Origin of the sequence: Turicibacter sanguinis (assembly GCF_013046825.1) — a bacterium.
Classification (GTDB): domain Bacteria; phylum Bacillota_I; class Bacilli_A; order MOL361; family Turicibacteraceae; genus Turicibacter; species Turicibacter sanguinis.
Genome location: NZ_CP053187.1, coordinates 268,499 through 287,462, shown reverse-complemented (window position 1 = coordinate 287,462; position 18,964 = coordinate 268,499). Strand labels below are relative to the sequence as shown.

Annotated in this window: 16 protein-coding genes and 1 other annotated feature (1 of these 17 only partly in view); of the genes, 5 read left to right on the top strand and 11 right to left on the bottom strand. The window is 34.6% G+C overall.

Going from position 1 to position 18,964, the window contains the following annotated elements; all coding sequences use genetic code 11:
- Nucleotides 1-31: 31 nt before the first annotated feature.
- On the top strand, nucleotides 32-586 hold the full coding sequence (locus HLK68_RS01565) for a hypothetical protein (protein ID WP_006783433.1): 555 nt from the start codon (nucleotides 32-34) through the stop codon (nucleotides 584-586).
- Between the two features lie 24 nt (nucleotides 587-610).
- Here the strand turns inward: HLK68_RS01565 and HLK68_RS01560 are convergent, their stop codons facing one another.
- The 6 genes from HLK68_RS01560 to HLK68_RS01535 all read right to left on the bottom strand — a co-directional run bounded on the left by HLK68_RS01560 (nucleotide 611) and on the right by HLK68_RS01535 (nucleotide 7,736).
- On the bottom strand, nucleotides 611-1,423 hold the full coding sequence (locus HLK68_RS01560) for a MerR family transcriptional regulator (RefSeq protein WP_006783432.1): 813 nt from the start codon (nucleotides 1,421-1,423) through the stop codon (nucleotides 611-613).
- Nucleotides 1,424-1,437: 14 nt separating this feature from the next.
- Nucleotides 1,438-2,748 carry an MATE family efflux transporter gene (locus tag HLK68_RS01555; protein ID WP_006783431.1) on the bottom strand — a complete coding sequence of 437 codons (1,311 nt, stop codon included), beginning with the start codon at nucleotides 2,746-2,748 and terminating at the stop codon, nucleotides 1,438-1,440.
- Between the two features lie 107 nt (nucleotides 2,749-2,855).
- Nucleotides 2,856-3,674, bottom strand: coding sequence for a hypothetical protein (locus tag HLK68_RS01550; protein ID WP_155062087.1), 819 nt, complete (start codon nucleotides 3,672-3,674; stop codon nucleotides 2,856-2,858).
- A 236-nt stretch (nucleotides 3,675-3,910) separates the two neighbouring features.
- Nucleotides 3,911-5,125, bottom strand: a complete 1,215-nt coding sequence (locus HLK68_RS01545; protein WP_132942876.1) for a Ger(x)C family spore germination protein — start codon at nucleotides 5,123-5,125, stop codon at nucleotides 3,911-3,913.
- Nucleotides 5,122-6,189, bottom strand: a complete 1,068-nt coding sequence (locus HLK68_RS01540) for a GerAB/ArcD/ProY family transporter (RefSeq protein WP_009606822.1) — start codon at nucleotides 6,187-6,189, stop codon at nucleotides 5,122-5,124. Before HLK68_RS01540 ends, HLK68_RS01545 begins: the two co-directional genes overlap by 4 nt.
- A 17-nt stretch (nucleotides 6,190-6,206) precedes the next feature.
- Entirely contained in the window at nucleotides 6,207-7,736 is a 1,530-nt protein-coding gene (locus HLK68_RS01535) for a spore germination protein (protein ID WP_006783427.1), read from the bottom strand.
- A gap of 416 nt (nucleotides 7,737-8,152) precedes the next feature.
- Between HLK68_RS01535 and HLK68_RS01530 the strand changes: the two genes are divergently transcribed.
- The 3 genes from HLK68_RS01530 to tpiA all read left to right on the top strand — a co-directional run bounded on the left by HLK68_RS01530 (nucleotide 8,153) and on the right by tpiA (nucleotide 12,114).
- Nucleotides 8,153-10,078 (top strand): response regulator, encoded by a 1,926-nt coding sequence (locus tag HLK68_RS01530; protein WP_006783426.1) that lies wholly within the window; start codon nucleotides 8,153-8,155, stop codon nucleotides 10,076-10,078.
- A 162-nt stretch (nucleotides 10,079-10,240) separates the two neighbouring features.
- Complete coding sequence (locus HLK68_RS01525) at nucleotides 10,241-11,329, top strand: glycosyltransferase family 4 protein (RefSeq protein ID WP_006783425.1); 1,089 nt, start codon at nucleotides 10,241-10,243, stop codon at nucleotides 11,327-11,329.
- A 32-nt stretch (nucleotides 11,330-11,361) separates the two neighbouring features.
- A complete protein-coding gene (gene tpiA, locus HLK68_RS01520) occupies nucleotides 11,362-12,114 on the top strand; it encodes a triose-phosphate isomerase (protein ID WP_006783424.1) in 753 nt (250 codons plus the stop codon).
- Nucleotides 12,115-12,437: 323 nt separating this feature from the next.
- On the opposite strand, the gene HLK68_RS01515 is transcribed toward tpiA, so the two are convergent.
- From HLK68_RS01515 to HLK68_RS01505, 3 genes are all read right to left on the bottom strand, one after another.
- Nucleotides 12,438-12,896, bottom strand: a complete 459-nt coding sequence (locus HLK68_RS01515; RefSeq protein ID WP_006783423.1) for a universal stress protein — start codon at nucleotides 12,894-12,896, stop codon at nucleotides 12,438-12,440.
- A 122-nt stretch (nucleotides 12,897-13,018) separates the two neighbouring features.
- On the bottom strand, nucleotides 13,019-13,435 hold the full coding sequence (locus tag HLK68_RS01510) for a YrvL family regulatory protein (protein ID WP_006783422.1): 417 nt from the start codon (nucleotides 13,433-13,435) through the stop codon (nucleotides 13,019-13,021).
- A 64-nt stretch (nucleotides 13,436-13,499) separates the two neighbouring features.
- Nucleotides 13,500-15,626: an alpha-amylase family protein gene (locus HLK68_RS01505; RefSeq protein ID WP_006783421.1), complete on the bottom strand. Its 2,127-nt coding sequence runs from the start codon at nucleotides 15,624-15,626 to the stop codon at nucleotides 13,500-13,502.
- Nucleotides 15,627-16,031: 405 nt separating this feature from the next.
- Here HLK68_RS01505 and HLK68_RS01500 point away from each other — a divergent pair, with 405 nt between their 5' ends.
- Nucleotides 16,032-17,069, top strand: coding sequence for a DUF2600 family protein (locus tag HLK68_RS01500; protein ID WP_129821483.1), 1,038 nt, complete (start codon nucleotides 16,032-16,034; stop codon nucleotides 17,067-17,069).
- A 10-nt stretch (nucleotides 17,070-17,079) separates the two neighbouring features.
- Here the strand turns inward: HLK68_RS01500 and HLK68_RS01495 are convergent, their stop codons facing one another.
- Nucleotides 17,080-17,643 (bottom strand): tRNA (mnm(5)s(2)U34)-methyltransferase, encoded by a 564-nt coding sequence (locus tag HLK68_RS01495; protein ID WP_006783419.1) that lies wholly within the window; start codon nucleotides 17,641-17,643, stop codon nucleotides 17,080-17,082.
- Nucleotides 17,643-18,596 carry a TIGR01212 family radical SAM protein gene (locus HLK68_RS01490; RefSeq protein WP_006783418.1) on the bottom strand — a complete coding sequence of 318 codons (954 nt, stop codon included), beginning with the start codon at nucleotides 18,594-18,596 and terminating at the stop codon, nucleotides 17,643-17,645. Before HLK68_RS01490 ends, HLK68_RS01495 begins: the two co-directional genes overlap by 1 nt.
- A gap of 224 nt (nucleotides 18,597-18,820) precedes the next feature.
- Nucleotides 18,821-18,964 (top strand) — a binding site (T-box leader); it runs 71 nt beyond the window's last position.

The window sequence follows — 18,964 nt, the reverse complement described above, 5'->3', positions numbered from 1 at the left end:
TTAGGTTGTTTTTTAAGGAGGAAGTGCATCAATGAAGTGGTTGAGACTAGTTTTATTTCTATCGGTAGGAGTTTTGATATTATCAGGGTGTGCGAATGAAGTCCCCTCAGAAGAAGTTAAAACGCTGGTTAATCAATTAGTAGAGGATTATCAATTATATTTTCATCAAAGCATTGATTTAAATGATTATTCTGTAGGTGTTTATGAATCAACTGATTTAGCTGAAGAAGACACACAGGTCAATTATAAGGGTGACCGTGTTGGATTAGTGCTAGATCGTGAGCCAAAAGAAAATGATGTGAATCGCATTGTCGGTGAATATATTGAGGGGCAATTAATTGGAATTCGTTTTGATATTAATACAAAAGATAGTGAGTATCACGAACAAAGCTTAGAACAATTAGCCGTGAGTTTTTTAAGTGAGCATCAGTTAGCCGATACCGTATCATTGCTCGATTCATCAAAAGATGGAAATGACGTCATTTACCGATTTGAAGATTTAAATCAACGCATCATTAAAGTTTATGTGAATGAAGATATTCGTCAAGTTGTTGGATTTTTATTAAATGATGGGGCTGATTTATAAAAAAAATCCTGAGTGCATGTGCATTCAGGATTTTTTGACTAGGACTTGAAGTTGGGTGATGGATTTTTCAATCCCATTTTGATCAATACGAGGCATAATCACAAATTCATAAACATCGCTAAGTGGGGTTAGTCGTTGCTTAGAGATAAACTCTTCTAGTTGACTATAATAGATTTTATTGTTTCCATAATGGTCGTCATAAAATAATGTCGCATAGGTTCCCGCTTCTAATGTTGTGTTTGAAGAGGTAGAATCTAATAGTTTAATGAGCATTTGATCGTACTGAACACGATTTTCTGATTTTAAAATCTCATAGTTGGCTTCCAGTACGAGTTCAGAGTTATGACGACCATATTTAGTTTCCATATCAAGTACGACATTTCGGATGTTGATTTCAACTTCAATTTCATTTTTTGAAACGTAGTTGTAGCGAATAAAGTGACGACTGTCTTCGCTTTTTAAAAAGGGTTTATTTAGGCCAAAGGTTTCAACTTCAGATAACCTTGCCTGTAGATTGTTGATGTGTTGTTCAATTTCTTGAAGTTCAATTATTTTTTGTTTGATTTGAAGTTTTTGCTTATTTAAAACGTCTGTTAAAGCGAATAAGTCGAGGTCTTTTTTTATTAATACTTTAATTTCATCTAGTGTCATGCCAAGTGCTTTTCCATGTTTGATGAAGTCAATTTTAACGAATTGCTGAATCGAGTAGTAGCGATATCCCGTTTTAGGGTTAGTATAAGCAGGACTTAGAAGTCCAATTTTATCGTAATGTCTTAATGTTTGGATGGAAAGGTTGTACATGTTCGCAATTTCACCAATTGTAAAATAGGTAGACATGTCTCTTCAACTCCTTAGGCATAAGTTTCGATAGCGTTAGTTGTTAGTTGAGTCATATTGGTTCTGAAATAGAAGGTCAGCATCGTGAAAAGTTCTGAGACGAGTAGACTTGCCCAAATACCATGAATGCCAAAAAGGAATGACAGGATGAGTAGGACAACGGGTAAAAAGATGATACAGCGACAAGCACAAATCCAGTTTGAGTATTTTGGTTGTTCAATCGCTTGATAATAGATGGTAGTCGCTAAATTGATGCCAATTACGGTGAAGGCAAGGTTGACGATATTAAGCCCGATATAGGTCATATTAATAATTTGTGCATCTTGGGTGAAAATACTGATCATTTGACGTCCTAAGAAGAAACAGAGCCCAATAAAGATGAGATTAATGATACAAGATGTGATAATGGTTAATCGATAGTATTTTAACATGGTGTGAGGTTCTTTGGCTCCAAAATGGTAGCTTAAAAGAGGTTGTGCTCCGAATGCTAAACCAAGTAATAGCATGTAGATTGGAGTGGTCAGGTAGTTGGTGATGCTGTATGAGGTGATGGCTTGTTCACCAACGGTTTGGATTAGGGCGATGTTTGTCAGAAAGATAATAATGGAAAAGGCGGCTTCAGCAAAGAAGGATGGGAATCCAATACTTGAAAATTCTTTGATGACGGTAAAGTCTAATTTGACGTTTCCAAAGCTTAGCGATCCACGTTTTTTGATGAAGTGTGGAAGTAGAATTGCTACGGTTACGATTTGTCCAAGCCCTGTTGCGATGGCAGCACCACGTAATCCCATTTGAAGCGGGAAAATGAAGAGATAATCAAGGGTGATGTTAGTGATGGCTCCAAGGATGGTTGCTATCATCGCTAGTTTTGGACGACTGTCATTTCGGATAAAACTATTTAAGGCAATTCCAATGATGTTTGGAATGCAAAATAGTGAATAGAATCTGAGGTATGTTTTAGCATCGCTCATTAAATCAGGGGTTGCACCAAGTCCTTTGACAATAGGACCTGTGAAGATAACACAAATAAAACTAATCACCAAGCTAATGATGAGTAAAAATTTAAAGACTTGCCTAAACAGGTGGTTAGCTTTTTGGGGGTCATTGTTTCCGAGATTTTTGGAAATTAAAGCGCCACCACCAACAGCAAACATAGTTGCCATTCCAAATAACATGATGGTTAGAGGAATGACAAGATTAATGGCAGCCAGGGCTGTGTCTCCAACTCCAGCTCCGATGAAGATTCCGTCAATGACGGTGTATAGGGAAGCTACGAACATGGCTAGTGCTGAGGGAATGGCATAGCTTAAAAACTTTTTAGTCATTTTATCAACTCTCCTTTTCTATCATGTTTTATTGTAAACTGTATAGTAAGTGGAGAGTCAATGACTTTTTTAAAAAAGCAAAAGGACGGAGTGCTTTTGCAGGTCAATTAATCTAGATTAAGCTCATCTCTTAAGGCATTAATTTCTTCTTGTAAGGTGACAAGGCTGTTGTAAATATTACTGATATCGGTTTGAAAGGCCGCTTGACGTTTTTTAGTATTGATTTCATTTTGACGCGCTTGTTGGAATAGGGTTTGTTCGACAATATTCCCAATGGTGACTCCAATGTCGATTAAGGCACCTCCCACAAGTTGTTGCTCATTAGTATTTAATTGAGTTGCGATTAAAATAGAAATGACAGTAATGACAAGAATATATTCAATAGGGTCTAATGCCCCAATAAAAGCAAAAAATTCAGAGTTGGTAAATCCATAGAGATAGTTTGTTTTATCTGGTGAGTAGTATTCATAATTACTAGATCCTAAAAGAAAAGTATCAGGGCTTATTTTTTTTGAACCTGCTGTTCCTCCAATGCCACTGCCTACAATTCCAATTCGCTCATCAGTATCATTGGATGAAGTCGTATTAGCTGAATTAGTACTAGCCGAAGTCGTATTAGTTGAACAATCACAAGATGAAGCAGTCTGATTTGAAGAGGCATCAGATGAAGTAGAGGTGTTAGAGTTACCGTTAGACGTAGAGGATTCAGTTGAACAAGAGCGAACATCAGATTTATTTTGAAGGGATGATTGGGAAAGCAGTGCTTGTGTTTGTGAAATAAATAAATTCATATCATCGATTTTATCTGATAAGGCTTCAATCAGTTGATGGGTCATTTCTTCTTCGGGTGTAGATTCAGGAATTTCTTCTACGGTCTTATTTAATTTTGAACGAAATTGTTTTAATTGACTCTCTTTCACGCTCATCCCCTCTTTTCATAAAAATTCAAACTAATTCACTTATAGCATATGCCTAATAGTCTTAACATGTCTTCCAAGTTTTTATAAAAGTGATTTTAACGGATTAAAAAAAGCACTAATCAGTGCCTTTTTTAGTCCTAAAGAAAATGAAGATATGATATAGCAATAAGACTAGATCATTAGGAAATGCTGTCCTATCTATCAATGATTTTTATCTTGTTTGAGTAACGATTTAAATTTCATTATTTTAAGATATTTTCTAATCCAATTCGATTAATATTCACATGGATATCGAGTGTGACATCTAAGTTTTTTATAAAATCAGCATAGTTATCTCTAATTTTTGGATATGCTTTAGCATCTTTTTTCCAAACTTTATCACCTATCCTAAATAAATCAACATTAAATTCTTTCATTGACTTGGTGATGGTTTGCTCACAGTCAAATTTAATTTGATTTTCAATTTCTTTTTCTAATTGCCGGATATCGTCATCATTTAAGCTATTTACGTTATCGGCAAACGTAAAGGCTTTGATATCTCCTTGGGTTTTAATGATTATTTTTAAACTAAATTGATCTCCTTCTTGTTCAACTTTAATAGTTGATTTTAAGTTGTAGAGTGATACATTAGCATATTTAAGTTTTTCTATCTTTGCCGTGTAATGAGTTGAATCAAGCTTATTTCTAATTATAGCCAGACCCTTTGTTTCATTTTGATTAAGATAGCCAATCAATTTTTTATTGAGAAATAATGCCGTGCCATCAAGTTTAATTGGAGCAGTATTTGAAATTTCGGAAGATGAATGACTATCATTTTTTTCACTAGAACTTCCATTGACAGCAGTCTCGCTACTAGATTTCTCTTGTGTTAAAGAAACAACTGGTAAAATAGGAGAAAGGGTTTTGCTAAGATATCCTTGCATCGCTTCGAGGTAAGAGAGTTCTATCCCTTCCCCTGTAAGTCGAGAGTTTTTTAATAAATTAGTAATCCCGACAGCAGGAGTAATCCCTTCTGTGATATTTAACTTTAATAATTCGGAAGCGGGGCCTTTAGTTGTGACAATCATTAGATTAGCACTCGTTTCGCTAAAGTTACTTAAAAAATCCATGATTTCTTGGAAACAGTTTTTTGAAGCAGATTCTCCTAAAATAATAATACGTGTATCTCCATAAAAGAAACTATTACCAATCGATAATGTTGCATTTTGTAAGGCTTCATACATACTTTCCCCTGTAGCATTTACTAGTTTGGTATTGGATTGAGTAGGATCAATGGTAGTGGGACTACTTCTTCCCTGTGGTGTAAATAGTTGAATAGACAAATTGTATTCACCATTTTGGGCATCATAATCTATTCCTATAACCTCTACAATTAATCTCTCACTCAGAGGTTTTATATTGGTGCAGGCTGTTAAAAAACAGAAGATAAAAGAAGAGAAGATTAGTTTTTTTATCATGAGTAAGATTCCTTTTTAAAAATTTTTTGGATGATAAGCAATAGTAGAGGGAAAAAGATGAGACAAGTGATAAATAGGACCGTATGAATAAGAAAAATAGATTCTGCTAATGAAATATTAAAGAAATAATTACGATATAGGCTGACAATAAATAAAATGATTGAAGTCATTAAAAGAAGAAATTTATGATATTTAGCAGGAACTAAATATTTTAAGAGATGGATAGATAACCACAGATTTAAAGAGATTCTAATAAATCCGGTAAAGACCCAAATCCCCATATATAAGGAATCAAGTCTTTGGAAAATTGAAAATTTAGCGACAGTTGCAATAGAGTAGGAGGGATATTGTTGGACATAGGCGTATTCGCCAAGAACAGCAATTGTCATGAAGATTAAGAGTGCGTGTGACACGGTGTAAGATCCTAAGAATCCACCAACCACTTTTTTATTACTTCCATTAAAAAACGGCAGTAAATAAATAAGCGCAACTAATTCGATATTTCTAATTGAGATGGTCCATGCACGTTTTATGATGGTTAAGATTGGATTTTCTAAAATGGGTCTAAAATTATCAAAATCAATATTAGACATGGAAAAGAAGGTAATAAGAAGAATCCCTATAATAATCATGGGTAAAAGGAGTGAAGCTGTTTTGGCGATTGTTTCTAGTCCATTTATGGCAGCATACATGCAAAAAATTAACATGCTAAACAGAATAATTGCCGAACTAGTAGTTGGAAAAATAGTAGTTGTCATAAAGGTTCCAAACTCGGTTAATGAAATAAAGGTAGTGAGAATAAAAAAGACAAAAAGTACAAGATAAATCAGCTTATTTAAAAATGGAGAAATATCTTGAGCGATTGCCATAAGGTTACGTGAATGATTTTTTTTTAACAATAAAAATACAGGAATTAAAAATAGTAGGTTGATTATATCAGCTATTACAATGGCGTATAAACTGGCTTCTAGTGCTTGTTCACTATTGGTATAGGTTAAAAGTGAGTAGTGTCGACAGAAGAATAATAATATGACTAATTGGGCGGTACTCAATGGTTTTTTCATGGATATCATCCTTATCTTTAGTCTTCATTAGATGAATGGTTAACATTATCCATCGAAGAATTCGTGTGCTTAAGACTAAACCTCAATATTGTATCTTTTAGGGCTTTAAATTTTAATGGACTTAATGGAGTCATATAAGAATAACCTGTATTATGGAGAGCGCATAAATTGATGAATAGTCCGCATATACCGAGTGCAATCCCGTATAAACCAAGAGCAGCTCCTAATAAAATAAAAGTCATTCTTAAAAAAGAGGATGGAACATGTAATGAAGGGATAACAAATTCTGAAATGGCTGTTAGTGCAATAATCATGACCATTGGTGTACCGACAAGTCCAGCTTGAACAGCAGCATCACCTATTACCAAAGCACCAATAATACTAACTGCGGTCCCAACTGGCCGAGGTAGACGCAGTCCAGCTTCACGCATAATCTCGTAGATTAAGGCAATGATTAAAGCTTGATAGATTAAAGGAAAAGCAGTTGTTTGCTCTGAAGTAGCAATTCTGTAGAGTAAGATTTCAGGTAGTAGTTCGGGATGATGATTTCCAAGTGCAACATAGAGCCCAGGTAGTAAGGTAGTGAGGATAAAGGCAATATATTTAATGATACGTAGAAATGATACGTAAACAGGTTGAGTCGTATAATCGTCAAGATTTTGAAAATGATCAGAAAAAAAGAAAGGTAAGAAAATAGCGAAGGGTGACCCATCTACTAGAAGCACAATTCTTCCTTCTGAAAGTTTAGAACAAACAAAATCTGGTCTTTCGGTTGTACCGATGTCTGAAAAGATTGAAAAGGGTTTACCTTCTAAAAAGGGAATCAGGTAACCTGTATCCAGAATAACGTCTAAATTGATTTTATTTAGCCTATCCTTAATATAAGCTAATAATTCAGGATCTGCTTTATCGGTTAAATACATCAGACAAACATCTGTGTTGCTCTTTTTTCCGACTTGTAGTAATTCAAATTTTAAATGATTAGATTTTAATCGTCGTCTAACCATTGTCATGTTAATTCGAATGACTTCACAAAATCCCTCCCTAGAACCGCGTATATTAGTTTCACCTGACGGTTCATCGGGGGATCTAAATGCATAGCCGACCATAGAGAATGCAATGGCTTCTTGATATCCATCAATTAGAATGGTGACTGATCCGGACATAATCATATGAAAGATTTCCTCATAAGTTGAAATCTCCTTAATATCAACTCCCATCGCGAGGTGATCTTTAATAAATGAACTTAGATTTGTTTTTTTTATGTCGTTTAATTCTAAGTTCATCATTGGGGCTAGAACCATTTCAGATAGCTGAGTCATATCGACCATAGATTCTATTGTAATAAATGCAATCTTTCGTCCTTTAATCGTCGTCTCTTTTATAACTAAATCAGCCGAATCATGATATTTTTCTTTTAATCTTTGGAGCGTTTCAGTTAAATTCTTTGAAAGTAGTTCAGCGTTAGTACTTGAATGAGCGGGTTTATATTGATAAAGTGAGGGGTTCTTCAAATAAGATAGTTTACTTCGGATAAATTTGAACATATCGTCACCTATTTTCATTTTTTGTCTATATATTTTTTGAATTATTTAGAAATCTATTCTAAAAAAGACAATAGAAGATATGAATTACCATAAAATTTTCTTTAAATTTGTGTCATGTGACAATAATGAAAGATTCGATTTCTCTTGCTTCAACAGATAAACGGGATTTTAATTGTTTAAATTTCTTGAATAAAAAAATATGTTTTTAACATGATATTTACGACATTCCAAGTATTTCTACATTTAAATTAGCGAATTCATTGAATCTATTTATGAAAACCTTTATAATAGGAGTGATATAAAAGGAAATAATTTGAAAAAGAATGTATATACTTAAATGGTATTGGGGATACCTATTAGTATCGAAATCTTTAAGTAGAAAGTGGGGTTTCTGTTAGAACTTAACAGGTGATTTTATGAGAATTATTGAAATGGATAGGTTAGTTAAAATTTATGATGAAGTTGATACAGTGGGGAGTCCCTCGTGGTATACTAATTTATTAGAGTTGGCTTGCGGTTTTTTTGAATATAAAGTGAATGAAAATACTTGGTACGTAACGGAAAAAGTGAAACAACTTTTAGATGTTGAGGGGCATTCAAATCGTCATTCTAAATCTCAAAGTTTATTTGAAAATGAATCAATCAATGAAATCATTGAAAGTTTTTTATTGAGTCCAGAGGTTATTCTGACTCAGGATTTATTACTTCGTCATAAACATGAGCCATGGGAAACGTTAATGATAAAATGTGCAAAAGTGTTTGATGATGACAAAGTGTTAGTTGTTCAGGGGATGATTATTGATGTCACCAATAAAAAGCGCCATGATGTCATCGATGGGCAGTTAGAAAAATTACAGGCACTTGGTCAATTAACTAGTGGGGTTAGTCACGACTTTAATAATCAGTTAAATGGGATTTTAGGTTATGTAGCGCTCATGAAAACGATGACAGAAGATGAAACATTGCTTCGTTATATGGATGGGATTGAGCGATCAGTTCGTCATTCAACTGAATTAACGCGTCAGCTATTAGCTTTTTCACATAAACCGGAAAGTAAACGAATGAATATCGATTTAGTTCCCATCGTAAAAGATACAGTTAATATGTTAAAACATACGATTGATCGTCGAATTTGTATCGATTTACAAATTGAACCAGATGAATATTTTATTTTAGGGGATTCTTCGCAGCTTAATAATGCGATTTTAAATTTATGTATTAACGCTCGAGATGCTATTAAAGGTCAGGGGAGAATTGAATTAGTTTTAACACATGCTCAAATGGAGAGCATTCCTGGAAATCTTTTGAATACAAATATTACGCCTAATGACTATGCTATTTTAAAAATCACAGATACCGGTTGTGGAATTGAAGAACGTTTACAACATAAAATCTTCAAACCATTCTTTACAACAAAAGAAGTAGGAAAAGGAACCGGAATGGGACTTGCAGGAGTTGTCGATGCGATTCGCTCACATAATGGAGCACTTACATTAGAGTCAGTCGTTGGGAAAGGAACAACATTTACACTGTATCTTCCAATCAATCATGGAATTGAAGAAGTCATTAACGAAGAATCTATTCCACGGGGTGCGGGGAAGATTTTATTAATTGATGATGAACTATCAAATCTTGAAATTACGGAGGCGTTACTTGAGAGTTTTGGATATAGTGTGGTTGCTTTTTCAGATCCAAAACAAGCCGTTAAACATTATGCTAAAGCAGCAAATCAATATGATTGTATCTTGCTCGATGTTATCATGCCTGGTTTAAGTGGCGTGGAAGCTTTTAAAGCGATTAAGCTCATTAATCCGGATGCTAAAGTTATTTTATTAACGGGAGTTAGTGATCGTTTTGAGTTAGATTTCATTTTACGTCATGGAGTAGATGCATATGTTCCAAAACCGGTAGACCACTATACGTTATCAAGTGGTGTTTATAGTGTTATCAACCCTAAACCATTCGATGTTAAACCAATTAAAGCAGAACAGTTAATTGAGTTATCAATGTCTTTAAATATTTCATATGCTTTAGAACGCATTGCAGGAAACGTTAGGTTATATTTACGCATCGCTCATAATTTTAGAAAACATTTCTATATGATTGTAGAACATCTACCTCAGTTGATTGAATCGAACTTAGAAGATGCTATTCGAACGGTTCATACGATTAAAGGGTTATCCGCACAACTAGGAGCAGATGAGTTATACGAATATAGTCGTGAATTAGAATCTGCTTTAAAAGCTGAAGCGGGATTTGAAGATATTTTAAGTATCTTCCTCGAAGAGTTCATGGAAGTAACAGATGAACTAGGGCGTATTGAAGACCAAATTAAACGATAAAGGGTAGAGTTTATACTACCTTTTATTTTTGGTTATACATGGATAATATGTGGATTTTATTTGAAATTTTAAGGGTTTGTGAAGTTCTTTTTTGAGCTATTATTCTAAACAGATGAAATTTGTGGTATAATAACAGAAAAAATTAAATATTGAGGTGTCATTATGATTTACCTATTAGTCATAAGCTTTTGCTTTATTTTAGCGGTAGTAATTACGCCGTATGTGATTAAATTGGCTCATTTTACGAATGCAGTTGACCAACCAAATCAACGAAAAGTTCACAGTAAAGTGATGCCACGAATGGGAGGACTCGCTATTTACATTGCCTTTTTAATTGGATACATGGTATTCAATGTAAAGGGAAAGGCACTGGATGCGAGTGAGATTGCATTTATTGATGCCTACTTTATTGCCTCATTTGTCATTATCGTCACAGGAATGCTCGATGATATGTTTGAACTTCCAGCTAAACCGAAAGCATTGGCTCAACTAGTTGCAGCACTCATTATGGTCTCATACGGTCATTTTATGATTGATAAAATCTACTTGCCGTTTATTCCTGTTATTGATTTAGGCTGGTTAGGCGGAATCGTCACAGTTGTTTGGATTGTTGGGGTGACCAACTCGATTAACTTGATTGATGGATTAGATGGGTTGTCTTCTGGAATTTCTGCGATTTCATTTGGAACCATGGCGTTTTTAGCAGCTTTTCAAGGAGAACTTTTTGTTGCAACGATGTGTTGTTTATTACTAGGATCAACTCTTGGATTCTTAGTGCATAATTTCCATCCAGCTAAAGTGTTTATGGGAGATACAGGATCATTATTTTTAGGATTCTCAGTTTCTGTCTTTTCTTTACTTGGATATAAAAATGCAGCATTCGTCTCATTCATTGTTCCAATTATCGTTTTATCGATTCCAATTTTCGATACGCTATGGGCCATTATTAGACGTACATTAAATGGTCAATCACCGTTTGCACCAGACCGTGGACATGTTCATCATCAATTACTAGATCGTAATTTAGGGCATGTTAAAAGTGTTTTAGTGTTATATGGAATTGCTTTATTATTCTCGTTAACAGCTATTTTATATACTGTTTCATCGAAATTCTATGGATTAGTTATGTTAGTGATTGCGATTGTTGTTGTTGAGTTAGTCTTTAACACAACGGGGTTATTTAGATCAAAATCAAAAAATAAGAAGAAGGCAGAGGAGAAAGTTGAGGGAACGACCTCTTCTGTTGAATAATAGAAATCATGATAACTTAGAGGTGGAGAAAAATGAGAAAACCAATTATTGCTGGAAACTGGAAAATGAATAAAACACGAGATGAGGCGTTACAGTTTATTTATGCGGTTAAAGATAACGTTGTATCATCAGAAACTGTTGAATCAGTTATTTGTGCACCATTTCCATATTTACGTTGTTTAGTGAAACGTCAAGGAAATGCACTTCGTATTGGAGCACAAAATATGCACTTTGAAGAAAATGGTGCTTATACAGGTGAAGTTGCTCCGGATATGTTAAAAGGAATTGGTGTCTCTTATGTTGTGCTTGGTCACAGCGAGCGCCGTGAAATGTTTAATGAGACAGATGAAACAGTTAATAAAAAAGTTCATGCTGCTTTCGCGAATCATTTAATTCCGATTGTGTGTGTCGGTGAATCTTTAGCGGACCGTGAAGGTGGGACAACAAATGAAGTTGTCGATACTCAAACGGTGAAAGCTTTAGAAGGATTAACGCCAGAACAAGTAAAAAATGTTATCATTGCTTATGAACCAATTTGGGCTATTGGAACGGGGCGTACTGCAACAGCTGCACAAGCAAATGAAACCATTGGTTATATTCGCTCAGTTGTTGAACGAGTATATGGAACAGAAGTTTCTGAAGCTGTACGCATTCAATATGGTGGATCAGTTAATCCATCAAATATTAAAGAGTTAATGGCTCAAGAACATATTGATGGAGCATTAGTTGGTGGAGCATCACTTGATCCTCAATCATTCTTAGCTTTAGTTAATTATCAAGGATAAACAAAAGACGTTAGGTGGTAGGCCTAACGTCTTTTTCTTTAATGAGCTATGTATTTAAAAGAGAAGAAAAACACCTTCAATGCCAATCATTTAAGGTTTTCAAAGATATTATATTTTTTTGGATGAGTATTGTAGCCTAGTAGAGTGGATTAACATAACTTATGCTTAGATAGTTGTTACCGGTTGATTGATAGGCATTAATACGTCCTGTTATAACAGAATAGATGGTATAAATGATGATAAAATGACGATGGGAATTTAAGAAAACAAGAGATGAAAAATAAAAAAGATGCCTCTAGTTAGAAATGGCATCTTTTTATTTATTATTTTTCGTGATTACGAATGATGTTAACATCGCATTTTGCATGCTTTACAATATCGAATGAGACGCTTCCAAGTAAGAAACGGTCAAATCCAGATTTATTACTTGCTCCACATACAATTAAGTCTACCTCATATCCCGGAGCAATAACTTCAGCAATTGCAAGCCCTGGTGATGAACTATACGTTTGGACAATCTCAACCTCTTTAACGCCTTGATTCAAAGCCATTTCTTTGTATTTCTCTAATTCTTCATCCATGTAATTTGAGAAATCTTGTTTGAAAATATGAGTGGTTGATAACATTCCAGTTGGATCAATTGGAGTATAGATAATGGTATTTTTTTTAATATGACAAATCGTCAATTTTGAATTAAATACAACAGCAGAATGTATAGCAGAGTTGAGGGCTAATTTTGACTTTTCACTATCATCAACGGCCACTAAGATATTACGATACATGCTGTATCCTCCTTTCGATAGGAACTTCCTAATCTACTATTATTATACACCAAAATAAAGTAAAACGCTATCATTATTTACCTATATATGGTATATAACTAGTATATTCCTTATTAGGAGGATTATTCATTCAATGATTCGTCTAATTCCTTGTTTTTCTTCTCCAAAAAAATCGTAAATAAAATCAATAACACCGCAAAAATAATTTCTCCAGTTGTTGAAATAACCACATGAGGCATCCATTCATCTACAAAATGAATGATCCAAAGTGATGTCAAGAAATCAAGTGTACGATCCAAACGCATCATATTTTGTTTTGAGAGATTCAGTCCAGTACTGAGTGCATGGGTTACAAATTTTTCGAGAGCTTCGATTGGAAAGCTTAATAACATAATAAGAGCTAAATAAGAAAATAATGCCCAGATAGAATTATATTTGATACCAGAAAACCATAACAGTCCAAGAATCGGAAGAACCATGGCAGCCCCTAAGAGCAAAATTCCAGCACTATAGCCCAGAATATTTTTTAAGATTTTCACTTCATACTCCTCCATATAAAAAAGGTAACATCTGTTGATGTTACCTTTAATTATAGCATGATTCTTATAGTTTGATAATTTTAACTTCACCTGGTTGTAAATGAACTCTTAAATTTCCATTTAAATCAAATTCATGAACTTCGCGTCCCCATTCATGTGTTGAATACAGTAAACGTCCTGTTAACCAGTTGTTACCTGATTGATAACGTAAATCTTCAATATGAACGGTTACATCGATTGGAGAGTACATGTTTGTACTAGCGACAATAATGAAAAGATTATTGTTGAAGTGTCCACGTTTTCCGTCTTCGATATAACCGAATCCAATAGCAGGATCAGACAGACGATCAAATCCAAGTCCAATGAAGTTTTCAACATTAGTGAAGGTTTCTAAATGCTCATTACGGATTTTTGAGATAGCGTCTAATGTATCAGGAATATCCCAACGCATATGATTTAAGTAATGAAGTGCAAATTTATCAAATAAGGCTAATTTACCGAAGTAACGGTCTCCTGCTGGTAACATGTATTGCTCATTATCACGACAATCGAGTCCAGTGTTCATAGGTTGTGTTTCATAAACCTCTTGACCAGAGTTGATAAAAGGAACTCCATTCGGCATAAACATATTCATAATCGTTAACATTTTAGATAATGTACGTCCACCTTCGCGTGCTGCAAGACGTGGAGTATCATGTGTTTCACCACCTGCGAATACTGGGCAAGGTAAGTGACGAGATTCATACATAAAGTTATGAGTACGGTGTTCTCTGACACGTGGTTCTTGGTAGAATCCGTAACCGATGATCATGTTATAACCGATGTTACGAGATGTCCAAGCATTTTCATCTTGTAATTCTTCAGCAATGAAGCAGAAGTCTTTATCATTTGCACGAGCATTTGAAATAATACGATCAACAAGTTCTGATGGTAAAGCATGTCCCATATCGATACGTGCTCCATCAATTCCGTATTGTTGTTGATAGAATGGAATCACGTTTGATAATGTTGCCCATAAGCCTTCATTAATCACATTTCCTTTATAAAGGTTTGATTTGATTGTATCGAATAAAATGTATGGAGCAGGATTTGCACCACCTAAATATTTTTGACTTTCAACTGGATGATCCATATACATACGGAAGAATGTAACATCAGTCCATGGTGGTTGAACGTCATTGATATGATCTGAGAAGGCTGGAGCCACTGTTAATCCGAAGTCACGTTTAACTAGGTCTAAAATAGAAGCACCTTCTGTTTGTTTGTATTCTTCAACTAAACGATCCCATTTCTCTGAATCGATTATATTTGGAGCGTATGAGAATTTGCGAATATGATTCCATACTTGTTCTGATTGATAAACATATGGTAAAAATTCTGGTTTTGGTGTTAACGTATCTCCAAGACCTGGTACGTAAGGTGGATAATACTCATGGAATGTATCCGTGTATACCCAATAGAACCAATCTGGATGTTCAACAATTAAGTCACTTTCAACCGAGTTAGTACGTGGAATAATATCAATCATGACTTTCATATCTAAGATATGGCAAGCTTCAACGAAAGCTTGGAATTCTTCTTCGACTGTCATATTTGAACCTGTCATTGGATCTTTTAAACTAGGATCTAGTTCAAAGAAGTTACATACCCCATAAGGAGAACCCAGTTCACCTTTTTTATCTTTTAAAGAGAATTTTGAAATAGGTAACATATAAACTGTATTAACACCCATTTTTTTAAGTAGTGGTAAAAGGGCTAATGATTTAACGAATGTACCTGTCTCTTTTAATCCATAAATGTTTTGACTTTCTAAATCACCACTGCGATCATGATCCCATGATGTTGAAGTACGAACCATCATCGAATAAACAGTTGCTTTTTTAATCCAATCTCCACCTAAATATCCTGGTTTATCTACGAAAGAATGATGTAATTGGCTTAATGATTGATTATAATTAACGCCTTCTTCAGCTTTTGGTAAGATATATGATTCAATGACGCGACTATAGAAATTATATGGATTAACCATAATTTCCCCCCAACTTGTGCGCACCACTTCGTCCCCATCATAATTCCATGCATTCCATAAATCTGGAACCACATAATTATAAACTGATACATTGTTTATTTGATTTTTTAGAATATCGAGTAATTGTTTTAATTTGCTTCCCTCTTTTGCTGGTTGCGCCATTACTATTCCTCCTTGTCTCCATTTATACGTCTCATTATAGCATCTACATGTAAAAAAAAGTATAAATATAAGCGATTTCAAACAATCTTGTAACCGATTACCCATTTGAAGTGAAACGATTGAGTTTGAATTGGAAGAGTTGAAACTGTAGTCTTTTGTAAGGAAACATCAGAATATGTAAAATATAATGAAGGTTTTAAGAAAATGTCTAATTTTCTTGTTTGAAATGTTAGCAATCGTCCTAAACTATATAAGTCTAGATTAGTTTTTCAAACTTGGAAAACTTTTGCTTTTGAACCTGAAATCTCTTTGGATCCAAAAGCTAGAGTACGGAATTGATTTTAAAATACAAAAATCACGTTTATTTATATAGAAAGAATCATTTTTGATGGTGAGGTGAGTTAGATGATCTATCCAATCTTGATTTCAAGATTTTTTAAAAGCTATCAACCCAAGACGAAACAACTATTAGAATTTTATAAAAAACAGGCGGAACAGATTACCGATCCAACCTTAAAAAAAGAGGCACTGGCTAGTTTAGAGAGTAAAGCATTTCATTGTTATGGGGCTTCTTTTTATGCCTCTTTAGTTTCAACTGAATCTCAATTTGAATATTTAAAATTTATGACTGCCTATCAGACAATCTGTGATTATCTTGATAACCTCGTCGATCAAACGAAACTCATTAATGAAACGAACTTTAGACGATTACATCAAGCCTTGATAGATGTGTTTAAAATAAGTGAACCAACACTAAATTATTATCAATATCAAACGCAACAACTCGATGGAGGATATCTTATTGGACTCGTTCGAATGTGTCGCAAATGTTTGCATCAAATTCCTCACTATGACCTATATGCAGCTTGGTTAACTAAATTAGCTGCTCTTTATGTTGATTTACAAGTTTACAAACACCTACATGTCAATGAGCGTGAAATCAAGCTTAAACAACTTGTTGCGACACAAAAGAGATTAAGAGGGGATCTAACTTGGTATGAATTTAGTGCGGCTTGTGGCTCAACACTTGGGATTTTTACGATGGTTGCTTATGCAATGAATCAGTCAAAATACAACGTTCGTCCTGAGGTGATTTTCAATTGTAGTTTTCCATACGTTCAACAATTACACATCATGATGGATTATTTGATCGATTTAAATGAAGATATCCGAGACGGAGAACTCAATTTCTTCTCCTACTATGATACATATGAAGAAGGAATAGACACCCTTTTAAAAACGTATCAGAGTGCTCAAAGAAGTGTTAAAGCTTTACCAGAGGTTAAGTTTCATCAGACGATTAACGATGGTCTTTTCGCCTTATACTTAGCAGAAGGTATAAAAAAAGAACCGAAACTACAGTCGGTTCAAAAACAATTATTAAAGCCTCTTGGGTTTAGAGGAAAGTTTTTATATTATCAAGCATCTAAATTTGTGCGATAAAGCAATGACTTTATCGCACTTTTTCAATGGCTACAATAAATGGGGCAGTAGGGCGATTGACAAACTGATACTGTAAAACTTGTGTCGTTCCTGAATCAAGTGTGGCTAAGCAGTCTTCTAAAAAATGACGTTCAACTTTTCCTTCTTCATGTCCGTGATAAATCACTAAAATAATCAGTCCATTTTTCTTAAGTAGCGATAACATATCAGTCACAGCTTTCCACGTTGTTTCACCAGTCGTTGTAATCGATTGATCGCTACCAGGTAAATACCCTAAGTTGAAGATGGCTGCACTGATTTCTTCCGTGACATAATTTAAAACATGTTGATGCCCATCAAGGATTAATGAAACATTCTCAAGTTTTGCTTCCTCAAGTTTTGCCTTCGTACTATCGATGGCCTCTTGTTGGACATCAAAACTAAATACTTTACCAGACTCCCCAACAAGTTTTGCCAAAAATAAGGTGTCGTATCCATTACCAGCTGTGGCGTCGATTACTGTTTCTCCGGCAGAGACAATTTTTTCCAATAGAGACTTTGAGAAAGGTAAGACGCGTTCAAGTGTTAGAGCCATTACACTTCCTCCTTCTTATACAGACGTCCTTGGTATGTATGACGTTCTTTCAAACGAGCATCAATCGCATTTAAGACTTCCCATTTTTTTAAACTCCACATTGGACCAATTAATTCTTCACGTACGGCATCGCCCGTTAAGCGATGAATGACCATTTCAGGTGGTAGAATTTCTAATTGATCGACGACTAAATCGATGTATTCATCTTTATCCATCAATTGAAGCATTCCTTTATCAAGCATTTTGTGCATTGGTGTTCCATCGATGACATGGAGTAAGTGAATCTTAATTCCTTGAACGTCAAGTTTCGCAACAGCTTTTGCTGTTTCAAGCATCATTTCACGTGTTTCTCCTGGTAATCCATTAATAATATGGATAATCACATCGATGTTATGTTTGCGAAGTTTTTCAACTCCCTCGACAAGCGTTTTAAAATCATGCCCGCGATTAATTAATTTTCCAGTTTGATCGTGCATCGTTTGAAGCCCCAGTTCAACCCATAAATTCACGCGTTGATTTAACTCACCTAGATACTCAACCACATCATCTGGTAAACAATCTGGACGCGTTCCGATTGAAAGTCCGACAATATTCGGATCACATTCTAAAACGGCTTCGTATTTTCGTTTTAACACCTCAACGGGAGCATGAGTATTGGTAAAAGCTTGGAAGTAGGCGATATATCCCGCTTCAGGCCATTTTTGATGCATCATTTCGCGCACTGAATTAAATTGTGTTTTTAAATCATCTTCAGGTTTTCCGGCGAAGTCTCCACTTCCTTTTGTACTACAAAACGTACATCCACCGTACTTGACAGTACCATCAATATTCGGACATGTAAATCCAGCATTGATCATAACCTTAAAGATTTTTTGATTATATTTTTCACGTAAATGATAATTTAACGTGTGATATCGTTTGTCTGAATAAGAATATTGAAAAGGATTATCCATGATAACGTCTCCTATCTAATCTAATATATCGTCGTATGTTTATGAATCTTAGCCTAAGTCAATCTAGAGTGAAGGATCAGATTTATTAGGCATTTAGTCATCTCTCTTTCATTATTTTATCATACTGAACAAAATCTTTGAAATTTAACACGGTTTTTATCGTAGAATTATTAAAAAATGTTGTATTTTATGAAAGTTTTGATATAATCTTTCTTATAATAACTTATAAAGCTATGAAGAGGACTAGTAGTAAGGATGTCTGTTTTAGAGAGCGAATGGTTGGTGGAAATTCGCACAGAACACTTGTGAACTCACCTTGGAGTTGCAGTTGTGAAACTTTAGTAATGGCTGCCGTATTTCTTGCGTTA